Source organism: Nocardiopsis kunsanensis DSM 44524 (genome assembly GCF_000340965.1).
In the GTDB taxonomy this organism is placed as follows: domain Bacteria; phylum Actinomycetota; class Actinomycetes; order Streptosporangiales; family Streptosporangiaceae; genus Nocardiopsis; species Nocardiopsis kunsanensis.
Window position 1 is genome coordinate 97,541 of record NZ_ANAY01000006.1, and the last position, 23,126, is coordinate 120,666.

At 71.9% G+C, this 23,126-nt stretch carries 21 protein-coding genes; 6 read left to right on the forward strand and 15 right to left on the reverse strand.

The window, feature by feature from the left end:
• Positions 1-16 precede the first annotated feature (16 nt).
• Together D456_RS0104845 and D456_RS0104850 are read right to left on the reverse strand one after the other, a co-directional pair.
• Complete coding sequence (locus D456_RS0104845) at positions 17-1,024, reverse strand: NADP-dependent oxidoreductase (RefSeq protein WP_017575030.1); 1,008 nt, start codon at positions 1,022-1,024, stop codon at positions 17-19.
• A 95-nt stretch (positions 1,025-1,119) separates the two neighbouring features.
• Positions 1,120-1,815, reverse strand: coding sequence for a type 1 glutamine amidotransferase domain-containing protein (locus D456_RS0104850; protein ID WP_017575031.1), 696 nt, complete (start codon positions 1,813-1,815; stop codon positions 1,120-1,122).
• A 184-nt stretch (positions 1,816-1,999) separates the two neighbouring features.
• On the opposite strand from D456_RS0104850, the gene D456_RS0104855 reads away from it, so the two are divergent.
• Entirely contained in the window at positions 2,000-2,827 is an 828-nt protein-coding gene (locus tag D456_RS0104855) for a helix-turn-helix domain-containing GNAT family N-acetyltransferase (protein WP_017575032.1), read from the forward strand.
• 99 nt (positions 2,828-2,926) lie between these two features.
• On the opposite strand, the gene D456_RS0104860 is transcribed toward D456_RS0104855, so the two are convergent.
• The 4 genes from D456_RS0104860 to D456_RS0104875 all read right to left on the reverse strand — a co-directional run bounded on the left by D456_RS0104860 (position 2,927) and on the right by D456_RS0104875 (position 7,672).
• Positions 2,927-4,768, reverse strand: coding sequence for an alkyl/aryl-sulfatase (locus D456_RS0104860; RefSeq protein WP_017575033.1), 1,842 nt, complete (start codon positions 4,766-4,768; stop codon positions 2,927-2,929).
• A gap of 112 nt (positions 4,769-4,880) precedes the next feature.
• Entirely contained in the window at positions 4,881-5,363 is a 483-nt protein-coding gene (locus D456_RS0104865) for a DUF1269 domain-containing protein (RefSeq protein ID WP_017575034.1), read from the reverse strand.
• A gap of 135 nt (positions 5,364-5,498) precedes the next feature.
• A complete protein-coding gene (locus D456_RS0104870) occupies positions 5,499-6,311 on the reverse strand; it encodes a class I SAM-dependent methyltransferase (protein WP_017575035.1) in 813 nt (270 codons plus the stop codon).
• Positions 6,312-6,352: 41 nt separating this feature from the next.
• The gene (locus tag D456_RS0104875; RefSeq protein ID WP_017575036.1) at positions 6,353-7,672 is read right to left on the reverse strand and encodes an MFS transporter; all 1,320 of its coding nucleotides are present in this window, start codon (positions 7,670-7,672) and stop codon (positions 6,353-6,355) included.
• Between the two features lie 71 nt (positions 7,673-7,743).
• Between D456_RS0104875 and D456_RS0104880 the strand changes: the two genes are divergently transcribed.
• A complete protein-coding gene (locus D456_RS0104880) occupies positions 7,744-8,736 on the forward strand; it encodes a GlxA family transcriptional regulator (protein ID WP_017575037.1) in 993 nt (330 codons plus the stop codon).
• A gap of 68 nt (positions 8,737-8,804) precedes the next feature.
• Here the strand turns inward: D456_RS0104880 and D456_RS0104885 are convergent, their stop codons facing one another.
• A complete protein-coding gene (locus D456_RS0104885; protein ID WP_017575038.1) occupies positions 8,805-9,446 on the reverse strand; it encodes a response regulator in 642 nt (213 codons plus the stop codon).
• Complete coding sequence (locus tag D456_RS0104890; RefSeq protein ID WP_026115580.1) at positions 9,443-10,663, reverse strand: sensor histidine kinase; 1,221 nt, start codon at positions 10,661-10,663, stop codon at positions 9,443-9,445. Before D456_RS0104890 ends, D456_RS0104885 begins: the two co-directional genes overlap by 4 nt.
• Positions 10,664-10,827: 164 nt before the next feature.
• On the opposite strand from D456_RS0104890, the gene D456_RS0104895 reads away from it, so the two are divergent.
• Together D456_RS0104895 and D456_RS0104900 are read left to right on the forward strand one after the other, a co-directional pair.
• On the forward strand, positions 10,828-11,919 hold the full coding sequence (locus tag D456_RS0104895) for an FtsX-like permease family protein (RefSeq protein WP_017575040.1): 1,092 nt from the start codon (positions 10,828-10,830) through the stop codon (positions 11,917-11,919).
• A complete protein-coding gene (locus D456_RS0104900; RefSeq protein ID WP_017575041.1) occupies positions 11,916-12,596 on the forward strand; it encodes an ABC transporter ATP-binding protein in 681 nt (226 codons plus the stop codon). The genes D456_RS0104895 and D456_RS0104900 overlap by 4 nt, the downstream gene beginning before the upstream one ends.
• A 169-nt stretch (positions 12,597-12,765) precedes the next feature.
• Here D456_RS0104900 and D456_RS0104905 read toward each other — a convergent pair whose 3' ends face one another.
• From D456_RS0104905 to D456_RS0104920, 4 genes are all read right to left on the reverse strand, one after another.
• Positions 12,766-13,473 carry a response regulator gene (locus D456_RS0104905; RefSeq protein WP_017575042.1) on the reverse strand — a complete coding sequence of 236 codons (708 nt, stop codon included), beginning with the start codon at positions 13,471-13,473 and terminating at the stop codon, positions 12,766-12,768.
• A 236-nt stretch (positions 13,474-13,709) separates the two neighbouring features.
• Positions 13,710-14,567, reverse strand: a complete 858-nt coding sequence (locus D456_RS0104910) for a 5-oxoprolinase subunit C family protein (protein ID WP_017575043.1) — start codon at positions 14,565-14,567, stop codon at positions 13,710-13,712.
• Positions 14,564-15,199, reverse strand: coding sequence for a 5-oxoprolinase subunit B family protein (locus tag D456_RS0104915; RefSeq protein WP_017575044.1), 636 nt, complete (start codon positions 15,197-15,199; stop codon positions 14,564-14,566). Before D456_RS0104915 ends, D456_RS0104910 begins: the two co-directional genes overlap by 4 nt.
• Positions 15,196-15,969 (reverse strand): LamB/YcsF family protein, encoded by a 774-nt coding sequence (locus tag D456_RS0104920; protein ID WP_017575045.1) that lies wholly within the window; start codon positions 15,967-15,969, stop codon positions 15,196-15,198. The genes D456_RS0104915 and D456_RS0104920 overlap by 4 nt, the downstream gene beginning before the upstream one ends.
• Positions 15,970-16,265: 296 nt before the next feature.
• On the opposite strand from D456_RS0104920, the gene D456_RS0104925 reads away from it, so the two are divergent.
• Positions 16,266-17,057, forward strand: coding sequence for an aminotransferase class IV (locus D456_RS0104925; RefSeq protein WP_017575046.1), 792 nt, complete (start codon positions 16,266-16,268; stop codon positions 17,055-17,057).
• Here D456_RS0104925 and D456_RS0104930 read toward each other — a convergent pair.
• From D456_RS0104930 to D456_RS0104940, 3 genes are all read right to left on the reverse strand, one after another.
• Positions 17,027-19,144, reverse strand: coding sequence for an MMPL family transporter (locus D456_RS0104930; RefSeq protein WP_017575047.1), 2,118 nt, complete (start codon positions 19,142-19,144; stop codon positions 17,027-17,029). The two genes, D456_RS0104925 and D456_RS0104930, sit on opposite strands and share 31 nt — an antisense overlap.
• A gap of 48 nt (positions 19,145-19,192) precedes the next feature.
• Positions 19,193-20,800 carry an SDR family oxidoreductase gene (locus D456_RS0104935; RefSeq protein WP_040698691.1) on the reverse strand — a complete coding sequence of 536 codons (1,608 nt, stop codon included), beginning with the start codon at positions 20,798-20,800 and terminating at the stop codon, positions 19,193-19,195.
• A gap of 213 nt (positions 20,801-21,013) precedes the next feature.
• Positions 21,014-22,240: a lycopene cyclase family protein gene (locus D456_RS0104940; RefSeq protein ID WP_017575049.1), complete on the reverse strand. Its 1,227-nt coding sequence runs from the start codon at positions 22,238-22,240 to the stop codon at positions 21,014-21,016.
• Positions 22,241-22,302: 62 nt separating this feature from the next.
• Here D456_RS0104940 and D456_RS0104945 point away from each other — a divergent pair, with 62 nt between their 5' ends.
• Complete coding sequence (locus tag D456_RS0104945; protein WP_017575050.1) at positions 22,303-23,091, forward strand: class I SAM-dependent methyltransferase; 789 nt, start codon at positions 22,303-22,305, stop codon at positions 23,089-23,091.
• Positions 23,092-23,126 lie beyond the last annotated feature (35 nt).

Here is a 23,126-nt window from a genome sequence, read left to right on the forward strand (position 1 = left end):
GTTGCCTTTCCGTCTCTTACTGCGGGAGCCGTACCAGCATCTTGCCGGTGTTGGCACCGCGCATCATGTCGAGGAACGCCTGGACGGAGTTCTCGATCCCGTCCACGACGGTCTCCTCGGTGTGAAGTTTTCCCTCGGCGAGCCAACCGGCCGCCCGGCGAGCGTATTCCTCCGCCAGGTGGTTGTGGTCGCCGACGATGAAGCCGCGCAGGTTCAGACGCTTGCCGACCGCGAGGAAGAGGTTGCTCGGCCCGGGAACGGGCTCGGTGGCGTTGTAGGACGCGACCGCCCCGCACAGGGCCACACGGCCGAAGTCGTTCATGACGTTGAGGGCGGCCTGCAGGTGGTCGCTGCCGACGTTGTCGAAGTAGACGTCGACACCGTCGGGGGCGGCCTCGGCGAGTCGGCGGGTGAGTTCCCCCTCGCGGTAGTCGATGGCCGCGTCGAAGCCGAACTCCTCGATGAGGCGGCGCTTCTTCTCCGGTCCCCCGGCCGAACCGACGACCCTCTTCGCGCCGAGCTGCCGGGCGATCTGGCCGGCCAGGCTGCCGACCGCCCCGGCCGCGCCGGAGACGAACACGGTGTCGCCCTCCCGCAGGTTCGCGATCTCGGTGAGTCCGGCGTAGGCGGTCAGGCCGACCATACCGAGTGCGCCCAGGTAGGCCTGGGCGGGCGCGATGGAGGTGTCGACGGTACGCACCGCCTTGATGGGCAGGAGGGCGTACTCGCGCCACCCGGCCATGTGGGACACGGAGGTCCCTACGGGCACGTCGTCGGAGCCGGAGGAGACCACCGTGCCGACGGCGCCGCCGTCCATGGGCTCGTTCAGCTGGAACGGCGGCACGTAGGACTTGACGTCGTTCATCCGGCCGCGCATGTACGGGTCGACCGAGACCCAGTCGTTGCGGACCAGTACCTGGCCGGGTCCGGGCTCATCGACAGAGGTCTCCACGAGGGAGAAGTCGGTCGGTTCGGGCTCGCCGACCGGTCGGGCGACGAGGTGGACTTCCCGGGATGTGGGCATGGTGGTCCTTTCCGTGTCTGAATGGGCCGCGGTTGCACACGCCGCCGCGGGGTCGCAGGGAAGGCGCGGGAGCGGCGGTGCCGTCCCGGCGCGGATCAGGTCAGGGCACGGCTCACCTCGGCGGCGAGCGCGGTCGAGGACGCCGGGTTCTGTCCGGTGAAGAGGGTGCGGTCGTGGACCACGTGCGGCTGCCAGGGGGCACCTGCGGTGAAGTCGGCACCGATGCCCTCCAGGCGGTCCTGGAGGAGCCAGGCGGCCTTGTCGGCGAGCCCGACCTGTTTCTCCTCCTCGTTGGTGAAGGACGTGAGGCGGTACCCCAAGAAGACGTGGCTGCCGTCATCGCGCCGGGGGGCGAGGAGGGCGGCCGGTGCGTGGCAGAGCACGCCCAGCGGGGTCCCGGAGTCCACCGCGTAGGTCAGGACCCGCGCGGAGTCGGCGTTGTCGGCGAGGTCTTCCATGGGGCCGTGGCCTCCGGGGTAGAACACGGCGGAGTAGGCGGAGGGGTCGACCTCCTCCAGGCGGCTCGGGGCGTGGAGGGCCGTGTTCTGTTCGACGGCCCGTTCGAGTGCGTCGGCGTTGTCCTGGCCGCCGTTGGCGTCGGCCGCCAGGCTGGCACGGTCGACCGTGGGGACGACACCGTCGGGGGTGGCCACCTCGACCTCGTGTCCGGCGTCGACGAAGATCTGGTACGGGGCGACGAACTCCTCCGCCCAGAAACCCGTGGGGTGCTGTGTCCCGTCGTCGAGTGTCCAGTGGTCCGCACCGGTCATCACGAACAGGATGCGCGCCATGGTCGGCTCCTTCTACCAGGTTCTGGGGCCGGGGGCACCGATCGGCATACGGGATGCCCCCGTCACAGCACAACGTACGGGGTTCGGTGGCGATTCCGGGCGTACCAGAGGGTGTGGAGGACGGTGGGAGGTGCCACATCCTTGCGCGGGTGTGGGACACCGGATGATCAGCCAGAATGTTCGGATGTCCGCGAAGTCCCGTACCGCCCGGCTGTCCCCCGGGGCGGCCTCCGCCCACGCTGCCCGTTTCGCTGCCCTGGCCGACCCCGACCGTCTCCGTCTCCTGCACGCCCTGGCCATGGAGACCGGAGGACTCACCTCGGGTGCGCTCGTCGAAGTGCTGGGGATCGCACCGACAGCGGTGGAGGAACACGTGGATGTGCTCGCCTCGGCCGGTCTGGTCACGCGGAGCCCGGAAGGGCTCGTGCGAGTGGCACGTGAGGGGCGGTGGTCCTTCCCGAACCCGGTCGACACGACGCTGGGGCTGCTGGAGGTCCCCCTGGGCACCCCGGCCGCGCCCGTAGCCGCGGGTGTGCGCCTGCGCGCGATGGAACCGGGGGACCTGGAGCGGGTGCGGCAGATCTACGCCGAGGGCATCGCGACCGGGGATGCTACCTTCGAGACCCGGGTCCCCGACGCCGGGGCGCTGGAGGACAAGTGGCTGCGCGGGCACCGGTGGGTGGCCGAGGCCGACGGCGAGGTGGCCGGCTGGGCCGCGGCGGCACCCACATCGGGGCGGCCGGTGTACGCCGGGGTCGTGGAGACGTCGGTGTACGTGGCGGAGAAGGCACGGGGGCTGGGGGTGGCCCGGGCGCTGCTACGGCACCAGGTGGCCGAGGCCGACCGGGGCGGACTGTGGACACTGCGCACGTCGATCTTCCCGGAGAACCGGGCGAGCCTGACCCTGCACCGGGCTGCGGGGTTCCGCACGCTCGGGGTCCTGGAGCGTGTGGGCGAACACCACGGCACCTGGCGGGACATCGTCACGATGGAGCGCCGACGGGGGCGTTGAGGCCGGGCCCGGTGTGCATGGCGCGGGACCGGCCCGTGCTGCACGGTGCATCCGCCGCGGTACGTCTTCCTCGCGGGGTGTTCGAGCGTCGTGAGCGGCTCAGGGGGTGACGATCGGGAACCCGTAGTCGGGCGGGTCGAGCAGGCCCAGGAGGCGTCCGAGCAACCCCGTCTCCCCCTCGGCCCGCATGTCGGCGAGGTCGAGGCGGCCCACGAGCAGGCCCGGGAGTTCGGGTCGGGTCAGTGTGACCGTGAGTTCGGCGCTTCCCGAACGCGGGTTCTCGGTGATGGTGAGTGCCCCGTTGGAGAGCCGGGTGCGGTAGGTCGCGCCCTGGTCGGTCAGGACCCAGTCGATCGCGAACGCCTCGTTCCAGGCGCGGGGCCCGTCGACGCGGATGGCCAGGGCCTCGAAGAACTGGGCGACCGGCAACCCGCGTGAGACCCCCATGAGACCGGCGCTCGCGGGCGGTTCGGGGGTACGCCCCCGCAGCTCGGCGGCGCCTTGGAGGTAGAAGTTGCGCCAGGGGCCGCACTCCGCTCCCCATCCCAACTGTTCGTAGAGGTCGGCGAGGGTCTCGCGGGCCTGCCGGTGGTCGGGGTCGGCGAAGACCACGTGGTTGAGCAGGGTGACGGCGAAGCGGGCGTCGCCCTCGTCGCGGTAGCGTTCGGCCTTGCGTACGACCTCGTCCGTGCCGCCCATGCAGTCGACGTATCGGCGGGCGTTCGCCTCGGGCGGGTGTTCCCACAGGTGGGCGGGGTTGCCGTCGAACCAGCCCATGTAGCTCTGGTAGATGGCCTTGACGTTGTGGCTGACCGAACCGTAGTAGCCACGGGTGTGGCGGCGCCGTTCCAGGTTGGGCGGCATCCGGAAGTTCTCGGCGATCTCGGAGCCCACCATGCCCTGGTTCATCATGCGCAGGGTCTGGTCGTGCAGGTAGGCATAGAGGTCGCGCTGTTCGCTGAGGAAGGCGACGATGTTCTCCGTACCCCAGGTGGGCCAGTGGTGGGAAGCGAAGAGCACGTCGACGTCGTGGGCGAACAGATGGACCGACTCGTCGAGGTAGCTGGACCACACGCGGGCGTCGCGGACCATGGCCCCGCGCAGGGTGAGGATGTTGTGCAGGGTGTGGGTGGCGTTCTCGGCCATGCACAGGGCGCGGTGGTCGGGCAGCAGGAAGTTCATCTCCGAGGGCGCCTCGGTGCCTGGTGTCAGTTGGAAGACGAGCCGGACCCCGTCGACGACCTCTTCCTGCCCGGTGCGGGTGATGGTGCGGTTGGGGGCGATGAGGGTGACCGTCCCCGAGGAGGCCCCCAGCCCCAGTCCGACACCGATGTGCCCTGTGGGCCCCACGGGCAGCTGTGCTCCGGTCTGGAAGACACTGCGCCGCGCCATGGCCGGGCCCGCGTGCACGTTCTCGGTGATGGCGTGGGCCATGAACCCGGACGGGGCCAGGATCGGCACGTCACCGTCGACGACCCCGCCCACTCCGCCGAAGTGGTCCACGTGCGAGTGCGTGTAGACGACGGCGCTCACGGCACGGTCGCCCCGGTACTCGCGGTACAGGCCCAGCCCGGCCGCGGCGGTCTCGGTGGACATCAGCGGGTCCACGACCACCACGCCCTCGTCGCCCTCGATCAGGGTCATGTTCGACAGGTCCAGGCCGCGGATCTGGTACACGCCGTCGGTGACCTCGAACAATCCCTGGTGTGCGGACAGTTTCGCCTGCCGCCACAGGCCGGGGTGGACACTGTCCGGGGAAGGGCCGTCCAGGAAGGCGTAGGTGTCGGTGTTCCAGACCACCCGGCCCACGGCGTCGTAGACCTTCCCGGGCACGAGTCGGCCCAGCAGACCGCGGTAGGCATCGGCGAAGTCGTCGTCCAGGAAGTCTTCGTCGGGGGCGCGAGTGTGCGCGTGGGTCGGGCCGATGTCGGCTCCGGTCATCTCACCCTCCCGGTGCTCGGACGTGTTACCCGGCCCCGCACGCGTGGTCGGCCGGACCAGGTGGGAAGGAGCGGCCGGTGCGCGTGCGGGACCACGGCCGCTCCGCCGGGGTTCAGGAACGCAGGGCTTCGACGAGTTCCTCCTCGTTCTCCTTGGACAGGTTGGTCTGGATGACGGTGGGATCCAGGGGTTTGAAAGCCTCCACCACCCGGTCGGCGGTCTCGACGTCGGCGAGGAGGAAGACCGCGCACCTGCCGCCCTCGAGCTCGGACCCGATCTGGCGGATCATGTCGTCGTCGATACCGATGTCGGTGAGCTTCCCGGCGACCGCCCCGGTGGCCGCGCCGACCGCCAGCCCCAGAACCGGGTTGAGGAAGATGAGGCCGATGAGGGTGCCCCACAGTGCGCCGCCGGCCGCACCCATGCCGGTGGTGTTGACGGTCTGGTGGATGCGGGGGCGTCCCTTGCCGTCCTGGTAGGCGTAGGCGGCGTCGGACAGGTGGAGGAGTTCGCGTTTGTCGAGTTCGGCGCCGATCTCGAGTGCGCGGTCGGCGGTGTCGCGGTCCTGCACCCCGAGAACGATGAGCTGCGGCATGTGGCGTACTCCCCCTGGTCGGCCGTGGTTTCCCTGCTCGGTTGCGGCCCGGCTTGACGGGGCCGGTGCGGCGGGAGTCTTCCCGAACGTGTCCCGGGTTAGCCCCAACGGAAGCGACAAACCACGCAAAACACCTCAAACATGGTGAGCGAGCGGGCCTCGATCGTCGGTGCGGCGCGCGGTGAAGAGCCTGGTGACGTAGGGGATGCGGACGCGTCCGTCGGGGAAGTGCTCCCGGACCAGGGCGGTGATGGCCTCGCGCGTGCGCTCCTCTCCCAGGTTCCGCACGACGGCAGCCATCTTGCTGGAGGACAGGGCCGCGCCCAGGACCTGGTCGGTGTCGAGTTCACGTTCCCAGGTCGCGGTGGCCGGATCGGCCCCTTCCAGACCGGGCAGCGCGGACATCTCGGCGACGGTGTCGAACTCGCGGTAGTCGCGCCGGTAGTGGTCGCCGTGCTCCTCCATGAGCCCCTCGTAGGCGTCGAGATAGGCACTGGCCCGGTGGTCGCGGTCGTTGTTGAGGACGGCGACGGTGCCGCCGGGGGCCAGGACACGAACGGCCTCGGTGTAGAAGGCGGGCCGGTCGAACCAGTGCACGGCCTGCGCGGCCAGCACGAGGGAGGCGGAGGCGTCGGCGAAGGGCAGGTGTTCGGCGCGTCCGGCCACGTACTCCACGCCCTCGTCCGCAGCACGGGCCGTGCCGATCATGTCCCTGCCCGGTTCGACACCGACCACGCGGGGGCCGGCACCGAAGAGGTGACGCAGGGTACGGGTGGAGATCCCGGTGCCCGACCCCGCGTCCAACAGCAGCCACGGTTCGGGCCGACGCCGGGCACCCTCGCGTACGTGCTCGCGCAGACGGTCGAGGAGCTCCCGGGGATAGCCGGGGCGGAAACGCCGGTAGGCGTCGGTGAGGCCTTCGAAGGCCTGGGTGCGGTCGCTGCTCAACGGAGGCTCCTCGTCCTGGGCGCTGGGGTGGGGCGATGATCCTACTGCGGCGCACGGGAACTCGGCCCCTGCCCGTCCTCCCGGGCGGGCAGGCGGTGGACCATGGCGACCGCGAGCCCGCACAGCAGCGCGGCGAACAGCCACAGCGGGCCGTATCCGCCGGTGGTGTCGCGGATCGTACCGCCCAGGGCGGCGGCTGCGCCCGCACCGAGCTGGTGGGTGGCGTTGACCCAGCCGAACACGATGGCTCCGTCATCGCCGAAGTACCGGTTGCAGAGCATGATGACCGGAGGGACGGTGGCCACGTCCAACAGCCCGAAGGCGACGACGAAGGCCATGAGGCCGGGGCCGGGGTGCGGGCCGAGGAGGGTCGGCAGCACGGCCAGCAGCAGCGCACGCCCGGCGAAGTATCCGGCGAGCAGCCACCGGGGGTCGACGCGGTCGGTGAGCCAGCCGGAGACGACCGTGCCCAGCAGGGAGAACACCCCGACGCCGGAGACGAGCGCGGCGGCGACGGTGACGGCCATCCCGTGGTCCTGCGCTGCGGGCACGAAATGGGTCCACATGAGCCCGTTGGTGGAGGCCCCGCAGACCATGAACACCCCGGCGAGCAGGGCGAAGCGGCGACCACGCAGGGCCCCGGCGAGGACGGCGACGGTACGGCGGGCGGCGCCCGGGGCAGGCTCGGGGCGGTGCACGGGGCCGGCCGGGTCGGCGCCGTAGGGACGCAGTCCGACGTCGGCGGGGTGATCGCGCAGGACGAGTGCGGCCAGCGCTGCCAGGACGAAGACGGTCAGGGCGAGGGTGACCAGGGCGGGGCGCCAGCCCTGGTGGTCCACGGTCCACGCCACCGCGGGGAGGAAGGCCATCTGCCCGAAGGCGCTCGCCCCGGTCAGTGTCCCGAGGACGAGCCCGCGGCGGGCCACGAACCAGCGCTGGGCGACGGCAGCGGCGAAGGTCATGGCCACCGCACCGGTCCCGGCCCCGACGAGGAGCCCCCAGTAGAGGGTGAACTGCCACGGGCTGGACATCACGGTGGTCAGGAGCGTGCCCGTGGCGACCAGGGCGAGGGCGGCCACGGCGATACGGTGCAGGCCGAAGCGGTCCATGAGCGCGGCGGCGAAGGGGGCGACGAGCCCGTAGAGGACCATGTTGACCGACGAGGCCAGGGCGATCGAGGAGCGCGACCAGGCGTACTCGGTGTGGAGGGGCTCCACGAGCAGGCCGGCCGCGGCGGTGAGGACCGCCCCTCCGACCACGACCAGGAGGGCGACGGCCGCCACCCACCAGGCGCGGTGGGCGCGGCGTCCGGTTCCGGTGCGGGGCGTTCGGGCGATGGCGGGTGCGTCAGGGGTGTTCATGGGTCCAGCTTCCGCCGTGGGACCGGACGCGGAACAGTGGCCGGAATGCCAACGTGTGAAAGGATCCGGCCATGAGTGTTTTCGGAGGGACCGCGCCGCACAAGGTGGCCGTGTTCGTTCGCGACGGTGCCCTGCCGATCGAGACCGGGATCGTGCACCGGCTGTTCGGTCAGGCTCGGGACGCCGGGGGCCGAGCTCTGTACGAGGTGGCCACGTGTGCGCTCGCCCCGGGTCCGGTGCGGACCGACACCGACCTCGGGTTCACGGTCCCGCACGGCCCCGACCCCCTGGTCGAGGCCGACACGGTCCTGGTACCGGCGGCTCAGGAGGACTACGTGGAGCGTCCGCACGACCCGCTCGCCCCGGAGCTGGCCGAGGCGCTGGGGCGGGTGCGCCCCGGTACGCGGGTGGCCTCGATCTGTTCGGCTGCGTTCGTGCTGGCGGCGCTCGGGTGGTTGGACGGATGCCGGGTGACCACACACTGGCGGTCCACGGGGTTCTTCCGGGCCATGTACCCGCACATCGAACTGGACCCCGATGTGCTCTACACCGACAACGGCCGGGTCCTGACCGCCGCGGGGGTGGCCTCCGGTATCGATCTGAGCCTGCACATGATCCGCACCGACCACGGGGCGGCGGTGGCCAACGAGGTCGCGCGGGGAACGGTGGTGCCGCCCCACCGCGACGGCGGACAGGCCCAGTACGTACGCCGTCCCGTACCCGAGCCCGAGGGGACACGGACCGGTGCGGCGCGGGCATGGGCGGTCGAGCACCTGGGGCAACGGCCGACCCTGGCGCAGATGGCGGCGGTGGCGTCGATGAGCGTGCGGACCTTCACGCGCCGGTTCCGGGAAGAGACGGGGGTCTCCCCCGGCCGGTGGCTGACCGCGCGCCGGTTGGACCGGGCACGGGAGCTGTTGGAGGGCACGCGCCTGACCGTCGACGACATCGCCCGCCGGACGGGGTTCGGGACGGGTGCGTCGCTGCGTCAGCACATGCACGCCGAGCTCGGTGTCTCCCCCGGCCGCTACCGCCGCACCTTCGGCGTCCACACCGCGCAGTAGTCGCGCCCGCCGGCAGGCAGGGCCCGGGAGGGCCGCCGGCACCGCTCATGTACGGGCCCGGGGCGGGCTCACTCGACGCGGATGATGCCCCGCTGCAGCGCCGTGGTGATGGCGGCCGTCCGGTTGTCCACCCCCAGCTTGTCGAAGACGTGCACCAGGTGGGTCTTGACCGTGGCCTCGCTGATGAAGAGTTCCCGCGAGATCGCCCGGTTGGACATCCCGCGCGCCAACAGTCCGAGGATCTCCAGTTCACGGCCGCTCAACACCGGTCGGGGAGAGCGCAACCGGTCCATGAGCCGGTTGGCCACGTCGGGGGCGAGCGCGGTCTGTCCCTGCGCGGCCGAACGCACGGCCGCGCACAGCTGCTCGGGCGGGGCGTCCTTGAGCATGTATCCGGTCGCCCCGGCCTCCACGGCGGCCAGGATGTCGGCATCGGTGTCGTAGGTGGTCAGCACGAGCACGGGCGGCGGTGAAGACAGACCCACGATCCGGCGGGTCGCGTTCACCCCGTCCATGCCCTCCCCCATACGCAGGTCCATGAGCACCACGTCGACCTGCGTTCCGGATCCGAGCACGTCGAGAGCGGCGCTCCCGTCGGCGGCCTCGGCGACCACTTCCATACCGGGTTGCTCGGCGAACATCGCCTTGAGCCCGTGGCGGACGACGGGATGGTCGTCCACCAGGAGGATCCGCAGCGGGTTCTCGGTCACGACGGCTCCTCACGGGTCAGCGGCAGACGGACGGCGACGGCGGTCCCTTCCCCTGGAGCGGACTCCACGTCGAGGCGGCCGCCGAGAGCGGTGACCCGCTCGCGCAGGGCCGACAACCCGTACCCGGTGCCGTCGGGTCGGGCGTGCACCTCCTCGGGCCGGAACCCGGCCCCGTCGTCGTAGACGTCCAGGGTGACCTGGTCGTCGAGGTAGCCGAGGGTGACCACAGCGGTGTCGGCACGGGCGTGCGCGGCGACGTTCCCGATGCTGGCCTGGGCAGCGCGCAACAGGGCGACGTCGTACTCGGAGGGCAGCCGCACGGGCTCACCGTCCGTCCGGAAGCGGCAGTCGACGCCGCGTTCGCGTTCGCACAGGCGGCGCAGGGCCTGCGGCAGGTCCCCTCCGGCGAGGGAGGGCGGAGCGAGGTCGCGGACGAACCGTCGGGCCTCCTCCAGGTTGGTGGAGGCGCTCTCGCGTGCTTCGGCGACGCGGGTGGCCGCCAGGTCCGGTTCGCCGGGCAGGGCGTTCTCCGCCGAGCGCAGCAACAGCACGATGCTGGACAGTCCCTGGGCGAGGGTGTCGTGGATCTCGCGGGACAGACGCTGGCGTTCGTCGAGGATCCCGGTGCGGCGTTGGGACGCGGCGAGTTCGTCGCGGGTGCGGGTCAGGGTGTCGATGAGTTCGAGGCGCTGCTCGTTCTGGTGGCGCAGTGCCCGGTAGCCGATGGCGATCGCGACGGCGAAGACGGCCCCGAGGCTGGGCCCCAGCACCATGCCGACGGTGAGGTCGCCGAAGTGCAGGACCTGCCCGGCCACGACGGAAGCGGTGACAGCCACGACCGCGACGACGGAGTGGGCGCCGCGCAACAGGTTCAGGTGCAGGAAGAACAGCGGGAACGCCAACCACACGAACTCCGGCCCGGCCGAGGCCAGCAGTGCCCACAGCACCGTCACCGCCGCCAGCCACACCAGGACACGCGGACGGGGTGTGCCGGTTCGGGCGAACACGGCCCCGGACGCGTAGACCAGACCGAGCAGGACCCCTCCGACCACGATGGCCCAGTGTGCCCAGCGCGGATGGTCGGGAACCGGGGCACCGACCTCGGTCAGCACGTACTGCGTGAGGCCGAACGCGAGCAGGAACAAGAAGCTCGCGTGCAGCAACAGGCGCAGCACCCACAGGACGGTGTCGACGCCGGGCGGATCTCCGTAGCGCATCAGGGCAGCGTACGACGTGTTCCCGGGGTCGGGCATCAACCGTTCGGTGGACCTTCGCGCACAACCTTCCGCTCCGCACGGCGCACCGTTCCCCCGATGCGGGAAAGGGGGCCGGCGGCCGAATCTGGGGACGATCCGATGTTCTTCGAGAGAGGAGGGCCAACGTGTTCGTCGCCCTTCGTGACATCCGCTTCGCCAAGGGGCGGTTCGCGCTCATGGGCTCCGTCGTCGCCCTCATCACGCTGCTGATCGTGCTGTTGTCCGGGTTGACCGCGGGCCTGGCGGACCAGTCCACGTCGGCGGTACGCAATCTGCCGGCCGACCGTGTGGCCTTCGGGACCTCCGGTGGTGGCGAGGTCGAGGAGTCCTACGACGACAGCACCGTGACCCGGGACCAGCTCGACACCTGGTCGGACCCCTCCGGCTGGGCCGAGCCGGTCGGCATCACCCGGACCAGGATGGAGACGCCCGAGGACGAGTCCACCGCCGTGGCGCTGTTCGGTGTGGTGCCCGAGGGACGGCTCGCCCCGGAGGAACTGCCCCGGGGCGAGTACCTGGCGGTGGGTGAGGAGCTCGCCGAGGACCACGACCTGAGCGAGGGCAGTCCCGTCGCGGTGAACGGCCGGGAGTTGGAGGTCGCCGCGGTGGTGTCCGACGAGTACTACAGCCACACGCCCGCGGTCTGGACCGACGTGCGGACCTGGCGCGGGATCGACCCGCGGGTACGCCACGCCGAGGGCGCCCACGCACCGGTCGCGAGCGTGATCGCCTCCGGCGGGGCCGGCGAGCAGGCGGCGGAGGCCTCCGACACCGAAGCGGGGACGGTCTCCGCCACCCTGGCGGACAGCATGAGCGCCATCGGGTCGTTCTCGTCGGAGAACAGCTCGCTGGTGGCGATGCAGGGGTTCCTGTACGCGATCTCCGCGCTGGTCGTGGGCGCATTCCTGACGGTGTGGACGATCCAGCGCAGCGGGGACGTGGCGATCCTCAAGGCGTTGGGCGGCTCGACCGGATACCTGCTGCGCGACGCGCTCGCCCAGGCGCTGATCGTGCTCACGGCCGGTGCCGCGCTCGGCGGCGCCGTCGGTGTCGGGGTGGGAGCCCTGGCCGCAGGGGTCCTTCCGTTCTCCCTGACCGCGAGTACGACGATCGTGCCGGTGGCGGCACTGATCGTCCTGGGCATGCTCGGCGCCGCGTTGGCCGTGCGCCGGGTCACCTCTGTCGACCCGCTGATCGCCCTGGGAGGCGTGCGATGAGTCTGGAACTGACCGACGTGAACCTGACCTATCCCGACGGCGACGGTGTCGTGAGGGCGCTGGACGAGGTCTCGGTACGTGTGGAGCCCGGTGAGATGGCGGCGGTCGTGGGGCCGTCCGGCTCGGGCAAGTCGAGCCTGCTGGCGGTGGCCGCGACCCTGATCCGTCCCGATTCGGGCCGGGTCGTGGTCGGGGGCACCGACACTCTCGGGATGCGCCCGCGTGAGTTGGCGCAGCTGCGGCTGAACCGGATCGGGATCGTCTTCCAGCAGCCGAACCTGATCGGTGCGCTGACCGCGGCCGAGCAGCTCGTGGTGACCGAGCACATGCGGTCGCGGCCGCTGCACGAGGCCCGGAGAACGGCACTGGAGACCCTGGCGTCGGTGGGGCTCGAGGGCAAGGCGCACCGGCGCCCGCACCAGCTCTCCGGGGGTGAGCGCCAGCGGGTCAACATCGCCCGTGCGCTGGCGGCCCGTCCGGACGCGCTCCTGGTGGACGAGCCGACGGCCGCCCTGGACCAGGAGCGCGGGGGCCGTGTCATGGATCTGTTGAGCGAGGCGACGCGGACGTTCGGCGTGGCGACGCTGCTGGTCACGCACGACACGGAGTTCCTGGGGTCTGCGAAGCAGGTGCTGGAGATGCGCGACGGTCGCCTGGGCGCCCGCGAACCGGCCTGACCCGGGCCCGTCGGCAGTGCTCTCACCGGAACCGACACCGGCCCGCAGTACTCGACCCACCGGAGCACCCACGACGGCCGGGGCCGCCCTTGCTCCGTGCAACGCGGGGTGCGGCGAGGGCCGGGAGCTGTGTGGAGGAGGTCCGTGTGAGGGCCCTGCCGGGGCCTGTTCAGGTGAGGTCGGCCCGGACCGCGTAAATGGCGGCCTCGGTACGCGAGTGCACCTGGAGTTTCTCCAGGACGTTGCGCACGTGGTTCTTCACGGTGTTCTCGGTGATGAAGAGCCGCGACCCGATCTCCCGGTTGTTCAACGAGTGCGCCAGCAACCGCAGGACCTCGGTCTCCCTCGGGGTCAGGTTCGGTACCGAGACGGGCGCCGCGCGGCTCTCCTGCTTGGCCAGCTCGGCGAATTCCCCGATGAGGCGGGTCGCCATGGACGGGTTCACGAAGGAATGGCCACCGGCGATGGAGCGCACCGCACCGGCGATCCCGTCGACCCCGATCTCCTTGAGGAGGTAGCCGGTGGCCCCGGCCTTGAGGGCGTCGAAGAGGTCGGACTCCTCGTCGCTCATGGTGAGCATGATGAACCGTGTCCGGGGCACGGAGTCACGGATCTCCTGGCAGGCGTCGATGCCCGAGGAGTGCGGCATCATGACGTCCATGAGCACGACGTCGGGGTGCAGCTCTCCGGCCAGGCGGACCGCCTCCTGGCCGTCGCCGGCCTCTCCGACGACGTCGATGTCCTTCTCGTCGCCCAGGACGGAGACCAGCCCGCGGCGGAACAGGGCGTGGTCGTCGACGACCAGGACCCGGATGGGTTCGGGGACGGGGTCCGGGACGGGCCAGAGCCCTGCTGGGGTCGGAGGGTGGGGGCTCACGACGCAGGCCTTCCTTCTTGTGGCTGTCCGGCCATTCTGCCTCAGGGGTGGATCGCCTCTCCGGCTGCAGAGTGACCGCACGGGCCGTGGTACCGGGGGCGGGCCCGGGTCGCGGCGCGAGCAGCGGTTCCGGCCGCCGACCATCCTCTCCCCCGTGTCCGTGGGTTTCGGCCCAGCTTCCCACAGTGGGCGCGGACACGGTACGGACATTCGGAATTCTGTGGCCGCATGTGCTTCTACGCGGGGCGGAACCGCACCCGCGTTCCGGGCCGCGCCTGGGCCGCCGCGGGAAGGTCAGCGGCGGGGACCACGGCGATGACGGGGTATCCGCCGGTGGCGGGGTGGTCCGCGAGGAACAGCACGGGCTCTCCCCCCGGCGGTACCTGCAGGGCACCGGCGACCATGCCCTCGCTGGGCAGTTCCCCCTCACCCACCCGCTCCAGGACCGGACCGGACAGGCGCGCGCCTACCCGGTCACTGCGCGGGGTGACCTCGAAGCCGCCGGTGAACAGGGCCTCGAGTGCGGCGTCGGTGAACCAGTCCGCGCGTGGACCGGGCACGGCACGCAACACCACGTCGGATGCGCCGATCTCGCCGACGGGGGCCTGGTCGGTGCAGGGCCACCCTTCGGGTGCGGGGCCGACCGGCAGCCGGGCCCCGGGGGCGAGGGTTCCGGGCCCCAGTCCCGAGAGCACGTCGGTGCTGCGCGACCCGAGGACGGGCGGGACGTCGAGCCCTCCGCGCACGGCCACGTAGGTGCGCAGTCCCCGGTCCGGGGTGCCCAGGGCGAGTTCGGCACCGTCGGGCAGACGCAGGACGCAGTTGGGGGCGACGGTGCGCCCGTCCGTCCGGAGGGGCGCGGGAGCCCCGGTGACGGCCAGGGTGACCGCGCCGTGGGCGCGCAGGTGCAGCCCGCCCAGGGTGGACTCGAAAGTGGCGGCATCGGGCGGGTTGGCCACGAGCCGGTTGGCGAGAGCGTGGGAATCGGCGTCGGCGGCGCCGGAAGGGCTCACCCCGAGGGCGGCACGACCGCTGCGGCCGCGGTCCTGGACCGTGGCCAGGGGCCCTGTGGCCAGTACCTCGAGCGTGCTCACGGAGCCTCCTCGAACCGGACCCGTACCCCGGGCCGCAGCAGGCCCGGCGGATCGCGGTCGGGGTCCCACGTGCGCAGGTCGGTGCGGCCCAGGAGCTGCCATCCGCCGGGTGAGACACGGGGATAGACGCCGGTGAACTCCCCGGCGAGGGCGACGGCGCCGCCGGGTACCCGGGTGCGGGGTTCACGTCGCCGGGGCACGTGGAGCCGGGGGTCGCCGCCGACCAGGTAGCCGAACCCCGGGGAGAAGCCGCAGAAGGCGACGGTCCACACCGCCGCGGTGTGTGCGTCCACGACCTCGCGGGCGCCGAGCCCGGTGAGTGCGGCGATGTCGTCGAGGTCCTCACCGTCGTAGTGCACCGGGACGGTCAGGGTCTCGCCGCTGGCCGTCCCGGCGGCGGAGGGGCGCCGCAGCCCGTCGAGGGCAGCGGTGACCCGGCCGGGGTCGGCGTCGGGGGCCAGGCGCAGCAGCACGGTGCGGGCGGCGGGCACGACGTCGGTCACCCCGGGCGGGGTGTGGGCGGTCAGAGCGGCGTGGAGCGCAAGGACCTCGTCCAGATCGGCGACCTCGAGCAGGAGTCCACGGTCGGCGCACGGCAGGATCCGGGGGTGGAAGCGGTCGGTCGCGCTCATCGCTGGTCCGTCCGGGTGAAGGCGCGCAGTTGTACGCCCTCCTCGCTCAGACGTGCGGCGACGGTACGGGCGACCTCGACGGCTCCGGGGGTGTCGCCGTGCACGCACAGGGAATCGGCGTCCAGGCGCAGTTCGGTGCCGTCGACGGCGTGCACGGTCTCCCCGTGGGCGATGCGCAGGCACCGGTCGGCGATCTCGGCGGGTTCGTGCAGGAGCGCGCCCTCCTCACGGCGTGGGACGAGGGTGCCCTCGGGGGTGTAGGCACGGTCGGCGAAGGCCTCCCGGAACACACGCAGGCCGGCGTCCTCGGCCAGCCGCAGGAACTCCGATCCGGGCAGCCCGAGCACAGGCAGTTCGGGGTCGTAGGAACGCACGGCCTCGACGACGGCGCGCGCCTGTCCGGTGTGGTGCACGATCGCGTTGTAGAGGGCTCCGTGCGGTTTGAGGTAGCGGACCCGGTCCCCGGCCAGATGCGTGAACGCGCTCAGGGCACCGAGCTGGTAGACGATCTCGTCGGTGAGTTCGTTCGGGGACACGTCGATGAAGCGGCGGCCGAACCCGGCCAGGTCACGGTAGCCGACCTGGGCTCCGACGGCCACCCCGTGTTCGGCGGCGCCCGCGGTGGCACCGCGCAGCACGGTGGGGTCACCGGCGTGGAACCCGCAGGCGACGTTTGCGCTGGTCACCATGGTGAGCAGGGTTCGGTCGTCACCCAGTTCCCAGCGTCCGAACCCTTCCCCCAGATCGGCGTTGAGGTCGATTCGCGGCATCGTGCTCCTCGGTCTCCGGCCCGGGTGGGCGGGGCTTTTCCGTTTCCGTGTCCGAGGGCACCAGGGTAAGGAACGGGCGGGGCCGGTTCTCAACCACCCCCGCCGCCTCACCGTGTGCGCGGGGCCGTGCGGGCTCCGTGGGCCCGTGCGGGCCCGGAAGCGCGGTCCCCGGTAAGGGTGTTCGTCGCGGACCGCTCCGTCCCGGAGCGCAACGCCCCTCCTCGGTGGCCGGTACAGGCCGTGTGTGGGTGGGACCCGCTCCGGCGCAGGCGCCGAGGTGACATCATGGCTCGGCGATGGAACTGAACGGACGCCCCGTCAGCACAGGGGAACTCGCGAGTCTGGCCCTGTACGGCTACGGACACTTCACGACCATGCTCGTCGACCGCCTCCGGGTCCGGGGACTGCAATGGCACTTGGACAGGTTGCACCGGGACTGCCACGCGTTGTTCGGCACGGACCTGGACCTGCCGCGCGTGCGCGAGCTGGCCCGCCGGGCGGCGCGTGAGCGCACGGCGCCCTCGGTCGTGCGCATCACCGTGTTCGACCCGCAGTTGGACCTGGGGCGCCCGGGTTCGCGGCCGCTCCCGCAGATCCTGGTCACGACCCGTCCGGCCCCGGACCCGACCGTGCCCCCGCCGCCGGTGCGTCTGGGTACGCGCCTGTACTCGCGAGACACCCCCCAGGTGAAGAGCACGGCGCTGTTCGGATCGTTGCGCCAGCGGCGGTCGGCGCAGATGGACGGGTTCGACGACGCCTTGTTCTCCGGGGTGGACGGCCGGGTCTCGGAGGGCCCGACGTGGAACATCGGTTTCCTGGACGGCGAGGGTGTGGTGTGGCCGCAGGCCCCGGCCCTGCCCGGGGTCACGGCCCGGTTGGTGGAGCATGCGGCCGATTCCCTGGGGGTGCCGGTGCGGACCCGGCCGATCGCGACCGCGGTGAGTACCCGGATGGCGGGCGCCTTCGTCACCAACGCCACCACGGGTGTGCGGGCGGTGGCGTCGGTGGACGGGGCGCAGTTGCCGCAGTCGGGGCTGGTCCGCAAGATCGCTGCTGCCTACGAGGCGTTGCCGGGCGATCCGCTGTGATGCCGGGGCCGTCCGGACCGTCCCGGCCACCACATGCGCGGTCCCACGTCCAGTGACAGGGCCGGGACCAACAGGGTGCGCACCAGGAGTGCGTCCACCAGCACGCCGAAGGCCACGAGGAAGGCGAGCTGGAGGAGGAACAGCAGCGGGATCACGGCCAGTGCCGCGAACGTGGCCGCCAGCACCACCCCGGCCGAGGTGATGACCCCGCCGGTGACCGTGAGCGCTCGCAACACACCTTCGCGGTGTCCGTGGACCAGGGTCTCCTCCCGGGCCCGGGACATGAGGAAGATGCTGTAATCGATGCCGAGGGCCACCAGGAAGACGAAGGCGAACAGCGGCACCACGGGGTCGGCCCCGGGAAGTTCCAGTACGTGGTCGAACACGAGCGTTCCCACGCCCAGAGCCGTGGCGAAGGACAGCACGTTCGCGGCCATGAGCAGCAGAGGGGCGACCAATGACCGCAGCAGCGGGATCAGCACGAGGAAGACGGTGAACAGCACCAGCGGGACCACGACGGTGAAGTCGCGCTGGGCGGTCTCCAGGGTGTCCAGGTCGGTGGCGCTGATGCCGCCGACCAGCGCGTCGGCGCCGTCGACGTTGCGGACCTCGGCACGCAGGCCGCGAACGGTGTCCACGGCCTCGGAGGACTCGGCGGGCGCTTGCAGGCCGGCCTCGACCAGGACCCGGCCCTCCACCACCAGGGGTCCGGATCCGCCTTCCTCCACAACGGGTTCGGCCGTGTCCACACCGGGGGTGGACACGGCCGCGGAGACCACATCGTCGACGTGGCCGGCGTCGGCGAGCACGAGCGCCGGCGAGGAGGAGGCGTCGTCCCCGAAACCGCGGTCGAGGGTCGCCTGACCGCTGACCGACTCGACCTCGGTACGGAAGACCTCGTCCTGGCCGGTTCCCTCGGCGCTGAACTGGGGAGCGAAGACCGCCGCCGCGGCCAGCAGGACGGTGGTGGCCAGCCAGGTGGTGCGGGGGCGGCGGGAGACGAAGGCGCTGATGCGGCTCCACAGGGGGTGGTCCGCGGTCAGGCTCCGGCCGGCGGTCCTCTCGGACTCGGGTGCGGGCCGGGGCGGGAACGGCCAGAAGGCGACGCGTCCGAACACGGCGAGCACGGCCGGCAGGAAGGTCAGAGCGGCCAGCAGGGCGGCCGCGACACCGATCGCCACGACCGGGCCGAGACTGCGGGTGGAGGTCAGCTCCGCGGCCAGCAGGCACAGCACACCGAGGATCACGGTTCCGCCGGAGGCCATGACCGGGCCGAGGCCACCGCGCACAGACGCCAGGACGGCGTTCGGCACGGGCCGGCCCGCGGAGAGTTCTTCCCGGTAGCGGGCCACCAGCAGCAGGGCGTAGTCGGTACAGGCGCCCACCACGAGGATGAACAGGATGCCTTGGCTCTGCCCGTTGAGGCTGACCCAGTCCTGGGACGCGGCGAAGTAGACGAGGGCACCGGACAGCCCGAGCGCGAGCAGGGAGGTCAGGATCACCAGGAGCGGCAGGACCGGTGACCGGTAGACGGCGATGAGGATGACGAGAACGGCGCCCACCGCCACGAGCAGGAGCGTGGTGTCGATGCCGCCGAAGGCCGCGACGAGGTCGGCGGCGAAACCGGCGGGTCCGGTCACTTCGGCTTCCAGCCCGTCCGGGGTGTTGTTGCCCAGCCAGGAACGCAGTTCCTCGACGGTCTCTTGCTCGTCCAGAGCGTTGTCCAGGGGTACGACCAGTTGTGCCACGGAGGGGTCCTCGGTCCCGGGCAGGGGGCCGGCGACCGGTCCACCGGTCCAGGAGGAGTCGGTGAGTTCGTCGCCGAGGGACCCGATGTCGGCCAGGTCGGTGCCGGTGAGTTCACTGTCGGCGGAGAACGCGACGAGCGCGGGGGTGGTCTCCTCCTGCTCGAACCCTGCGGCGGCCTCGTCGACCTCCGTGGACTCGGAGTCCACGGGAAGGAAGGCCGACGGGTCGTTGGTCTGGACCTCGCCGAGTTTGCCCAGGAAGGCACCGAGGGGGCCGGCGCCGGCCACCCACACGAGGACGATCAGGAGGGCAGTCCCGATCCATGTTCTGGAGCGCACCGCTCGCCCTTTCCTCGGAAAACAAATATCTTGCTTTTCGAGAAAATATCAGAGTCGGCGCCGAGGTTCTGTCCGTTTCCTGTTCGCTGCCCGGGCCCGGAGGCGCTCGCGGCGTTCGTGTTCGGCCCGTGCTGCGATCCGACGCACCATGGATCCGAAGACGATCCCGTGGAAAGGAGTGACGAAGGCCCAGTACAAGTGCCCCGCGAGCCCCTTGGGACGGAAGAGCGCGCGCTGTCGGTAGACCGACGTGCGAGGTTCTTCACCCTCGGCCCCGGGCGCGGGGTCCGCCCACAGCTCGAGCCAGGCCCGCCCGGGCAGGCGCATCTCGGCGCGGAGCCGCAGGAGCTCGCCGGGCACGATCTCCTCGACACGCCAGAAGTCCACGGAGTCGCCCACGCGCAGACGCCAGGGGTCGCGGCGTCCGCGTCGTGCGCCGACCCCGCCCACGGCCAGGTCGATCCAGCCGCGGGCGGCCCAGGCCAGTGGCCAGGAGTACCAGCCGTTGCGGCCGCCGATGCTCTCGACGACGCTCCACAGTTCCTCCGGTCGTGCGGCCACGGGGCACGAGCGCTCGTCGGTGTACTCGCTGCCTCCGGTCCAGGCAGGGTCGGTCGGCAACGGGTCGGAGGGTGCGGTGGGCCACGTGGCCGAGGACCAACGGGTGTCCACCTGGGCCTGTTCGGTGCGGCGCAGAGCGAGGCCGACGGCTTCGTCGAAACCGATGCGGCCGCCGGCGACGATGTCGTCCCGGGCACGGTCGCCCCTGTCGGCCCCGGTGCGGTCTCCCTCCCGTTCCTCGTGTCCGGCCCCGGACACGACCGCGTCGTGGCGCAGTGACTCCACGAGGGGGCGCGCCACAGCCGGCGGCACCGGGGTGACCAGGCCGACCCACAGACTCGACAGGCCGGGTGAGAGCACGGGCACCGGCAGGATCAACCGAGGCCGCAGACCGGCCTCACCGGCGTAGCGGCGCACCATGTCGGCGTAGGTGAGCACCTCGGGCCCGCCGGTGTCGAAGGTCGCGTTGGTCCCTTCCGGCAGGTCGTCGGCGCGTACGAGCAACCGCAGGACGTCGCGCACGGCGATGGGTTGGACCCGGCTGTGCACCCAGCGTGGTGTGGTCATGGCCGGCAGCCGTTCGGTCAGGTACCGCAGCATCTCGAAGGAGGCCGAACCCGACCCGATGATGACGGCGGCCCGCAGCACCACGGCCGGCACGGGCCCCTCCAGGAAGACCCGTGCGACCTCGGCACGCGAAGCCATGTGCGGTGACAGTTCGCCCCTGCTCGAGACCAGCCCGCCCAGGTAGACGATGCGCCCGGCCCCCGCGTCGGCGGCGGCTCGGGCGAAGGTGTGCGCACCTTGCAGGTCGGTACTGCGGAAGTCGGTGCCGCCGCCCATGGAGTGCACGAGGTAGTAGGCGGTCCCCACCCCGTCGAGCGCCTCGGGAAGGCCGTCACCGCTGATGACGTCGCCCCGGACGACCTCCACCCGGTCGCGCCAGGGAAGGTCCCGGAGTTTGTCGGGCGAGCGTGCCAGACAGCGCACCCGGTGTCCGGCCTCCAACAGCTGCGGCACCAGGCGTCCGCCGATGTAACCTGTGGCGCCGGTGACCAGTACCGGGCGTTCCCGCACCTGCTCGTGAGTGTTCATCCGTGTGCCCCCGCGGATGTGTGGCGCCGGCCCCCTGCCCGCGCCGTTCGCGGCGTTGCCCGCGGGACCTGCAAGAGGAGCCTCCCTCTGCGGGGCCCGGGTCAGCGCCCGTACACACCGGAGGTCATGACCGGTGGAGCGAAGACAAAACCGGAGTCCACGCGCAGTCTCCCCAACATCGTGGACACCCCGGCCCGGCGGGGCCGGCCACCCTCACCGCGGTGTCCCGCCGGAAGGGCGACCGTCGCGGGCGAGGACCCGCAGTCTCGTGCAGAGGCCGTGCCAGGTGTGTTCGAGAACCGTGTGCGACATGGCCGCCACCGGAGTCGACAGCCCCATGAGCACCTCGCGTCCGAAGTGCCCTCCCCCGTCGAGGAAGGCCAGGACGTCGGCGAGCCGGTTGGCGGCGAACAGCCGGGCGAAGAAGTCGTCACCGCGTACCCGTCCGCGGTCGAGCGCCCTGAGCATGACCGCGTCCATGGCCAGGTGGCGGGGCCGGTGCGGCACTGGCGGGACCGGCACTCCCCCGTTCTCGAGGGCCCGTGCCACGACGGCCGTCTGGCGGCACACCCCGCTGAAGGTGTAACCGGTGGAGGGACGCGTGGCGCCGCCCGCCGTACCGATACGGAAGACCCTGCGCCCGGCCCGGGGCGGGAACGGGGCGTCGGTCATGGGGATCGCCCCCTGTTCGGAGGCCAGCACCTCCACCTCGCCCAACCCGGTGAGGGCGCAGTAGTCGGTGAGGGCGCGTTCGTACTCCTGCGTGCTCAGTGCCTCGCGTCCGAACCCGGTGTACTCCACGAGGGCCTCGCGGTCCGAGAGGGGCAGGACGTACCCGAAGGCGACCCCGCGCCGCGGCTGGGGCGGGCGCAGGTCCATGAGCACGGCCGAGGCCGGGTCGAAGGTTCCGGGACGGGCACGTACGAACCAGCCCCGGAAGTGTTGGAGGAGCCGTGTGCGCCCGCGCTCCGACGGCGCGGTCGGCCGTGAGTCGAAGACCCAGCGCGTCGTGAGGTGCACCGTCCGCCCCTGCGGTGTCCGGGCCGTGACGGTGGCGTGGTCGGGGCCGTCGGACACGGACCCGACCGTGAGCCGGAGATCGTCGCGGCCGCGGTCGCTCTGGTCCCGGACGTGGGCCTGCATGTCCGTCGAGCGGAGCATCTTGTAGACGTACGGGGCAGCGGACGACCGGTGTTCGGTCCCGTCCGGGGCGATCACCGACAGGTCGTCCCACCGGGCGGTCAGCAGGTGGTCCCAGGGGCCGCCGTCGGTTTCCCAGAAACACCATGTGCGTGGCGGCGGGGTACGGGGGCCCGGTGGCGGTTCGACCAGTGCGCTGCGTAGAGGACGCGCCCGTCGTTCGTTGATTCCGCTCACACGATGGGCCAAGCTGAGGCCCGCAGCCCCCGCACCGACGATGACCAGGTCGTAGTCGGGCATGCCTCCCAGCATGGCGCAGCAGCCCGGGGAGCGCAGGTGCGACGCGAGGTCCCGGGAGGATCATGACGTCCTTGTCCGAACGTACGAGCAGCATGAAGCTCGGCACGGTCACCGAGGAGTTCGACCACGCCGCTTCCGCATACGACCGCCTGGTCGCCGCCAACCCCGGGTACCACCGCGATCTGCGCGTCTCCGCACGGCGGCTGGCCCTGACGGAGGCGGGGCGCGGGCTGTCGGTGCTGGACCTGGGGTGCGGGACGGGGGCCTCCACGGCCGCACTCCTGCACGCGGCGCCGCGGGCCAGGATTCTGGGTGTGGACTCCTCCCAGGGGATGCTCGAAGCGGCGCGGGCCAAGCGGTGGCCCGAGGAGGTCCGCTTCCGGTACGCCTCGGCGCAGGACCTCACCCCGGCATGGGTGGAGGAGCACCTGGGCGGACCGGCGGACGCGGTCTTTGCTGCCTACCTGATCCGCAACGTGCCCGACCCGGACACGTTCCTGTCGGCGGTCGGTTCCGTGCTGCGCCCGGGCGGACGGCTGGTCCTGCACGAGTACTCCGTCGCGGACTCGGTCCCGGCCGGGTGGGTGTGGTCCGCGGTGTGCTGGGGAGTGGTGATCCCCGCCGGCCGGGCGCTGACAGGACGTTCGGACCTCTTCCGGTACTTGTGGCGGAGCGTGCGGGAGTTCGACGGCCGCGAGGGGTTGCTCGACCGTATGCGGCGCAGCGGCCTGGACATGGTGCGGTCGGCCCCGCTCCCCGGGTGGCAGTACGGCATCACTCACACGTTCACCGGACGCCGGCCGCCCGGATCCGCGGGGAAGGCCGGAGCGGCGGGGGGAGGACGGGTGTGAGCGGGCCCGAGACGCGGGACACGAGGGCGCACCGG

Bases quoted from the DNA above. Each gene is read 5' to 3' on its own strand.
- D456_RS0104845 (WP_017575030.1), bottom strand. From the start codon at position 1,024: ATGCCCACATCCCGGGAAGTCCACCTCGTCGCCCGACCGGTCGGCGAG.
- D456_RS0104850 (WP_017575031.1), bottom strand. From the start codon at position 1,815: ATGGCGCGCATCCTGTTCGTGATGACCGGTGCGGACCACTGGACACTC.
- D456_RS0104855 (WP_017575032.1), top strand. From the start codon at position 2,000: ATGTCCGCGAAGTCCCGTACCGCCCGGCTGTCCCCCGGGGCGGCCTCC.
- D456_RS0104860 (WP_017575033.1), bottom strand. From the start codon at position 4,768: ATGACCGGAGCCGACATCGGCCCGACCCACGCGCACACTCGCGCCCCC.
- D456_RS0104865 (WP_017575034.1), bottom strand. From the start codon at position 5,363: ATGCCGCAGCTCATCGTTCTCGGGGTGCAGGACCGCGACACCGCCGAC.
- D456_RS0104875 (WP_017575036.1), bottom strand. From the start codon at position 7,672: ATGAACACCCCTGACGCACCCGCCATCGCCCGAACGCCCCGCACCGGA.
- D456_RS0104880 (WP_017575037.1), top strand. From the start codon at position 7,744: ATGAGTGTTTTCGGAGGGACCGCGCCGCACAAGGTGGCCGTGTTCGTT.
- D456_RS0104890 (WP_026115580.1), bottom strand. From the start codon at position 10,663: ATGCGCTACGGAGATCCGCCCGGCGTCGACACCGTCCTGTGGGTGCTG.
- D456_RS0104900 (WP_017575041.1), top strand. From the start codon at position 11,916: ATGAGTCTGGAACTGACCGACGTGAACCTGACCTATCCCGACGGCGAC.
- D456_RS0104915 (WP_017575044.1), bottom strand. From the start codon at position 15,199: ATGAGCGCGACCGACCGCTTCCACCCCCGGATCCTGCCGTGCGCCGAC.
- D456_RS0104920 (WP_017575045.1), bottom strand. From the start codon at position 15,969: ATGCCGCGAATCGACCTCAACGCCGATCTGGGGGAAGGGTTCGGACGC.
- D456_RS0104925 (WP_017575046.1), top strand. From the start codon at position 16,266: ATGGAACTGAACGGACGCCCCGTCAGCACAGGGGAACTCGCGAGTCTG.
- D456_RS0104935 (WP_040698691.1), bottom strand. From the start codon at position 20,800: ATGAACACTCACGAGCAGGTGCGGGAACGCCCGGTACTGGTCACCGGC.
- D456_RS0104940 (WP_017575049.1), bottom strand. From the start codon at position 22,240: ATGCCCGACTACGACCTGGTCATCGTCGGTGCGGGGGCTGCGGGCCTC.
- D456_RS0104945 (WP_017575050.1), top strand. From the start codon at position 22,303: ATGACGTCCTTGTCCGAACGTACGAGCAGCATGAAGCTCGGCACGGTC.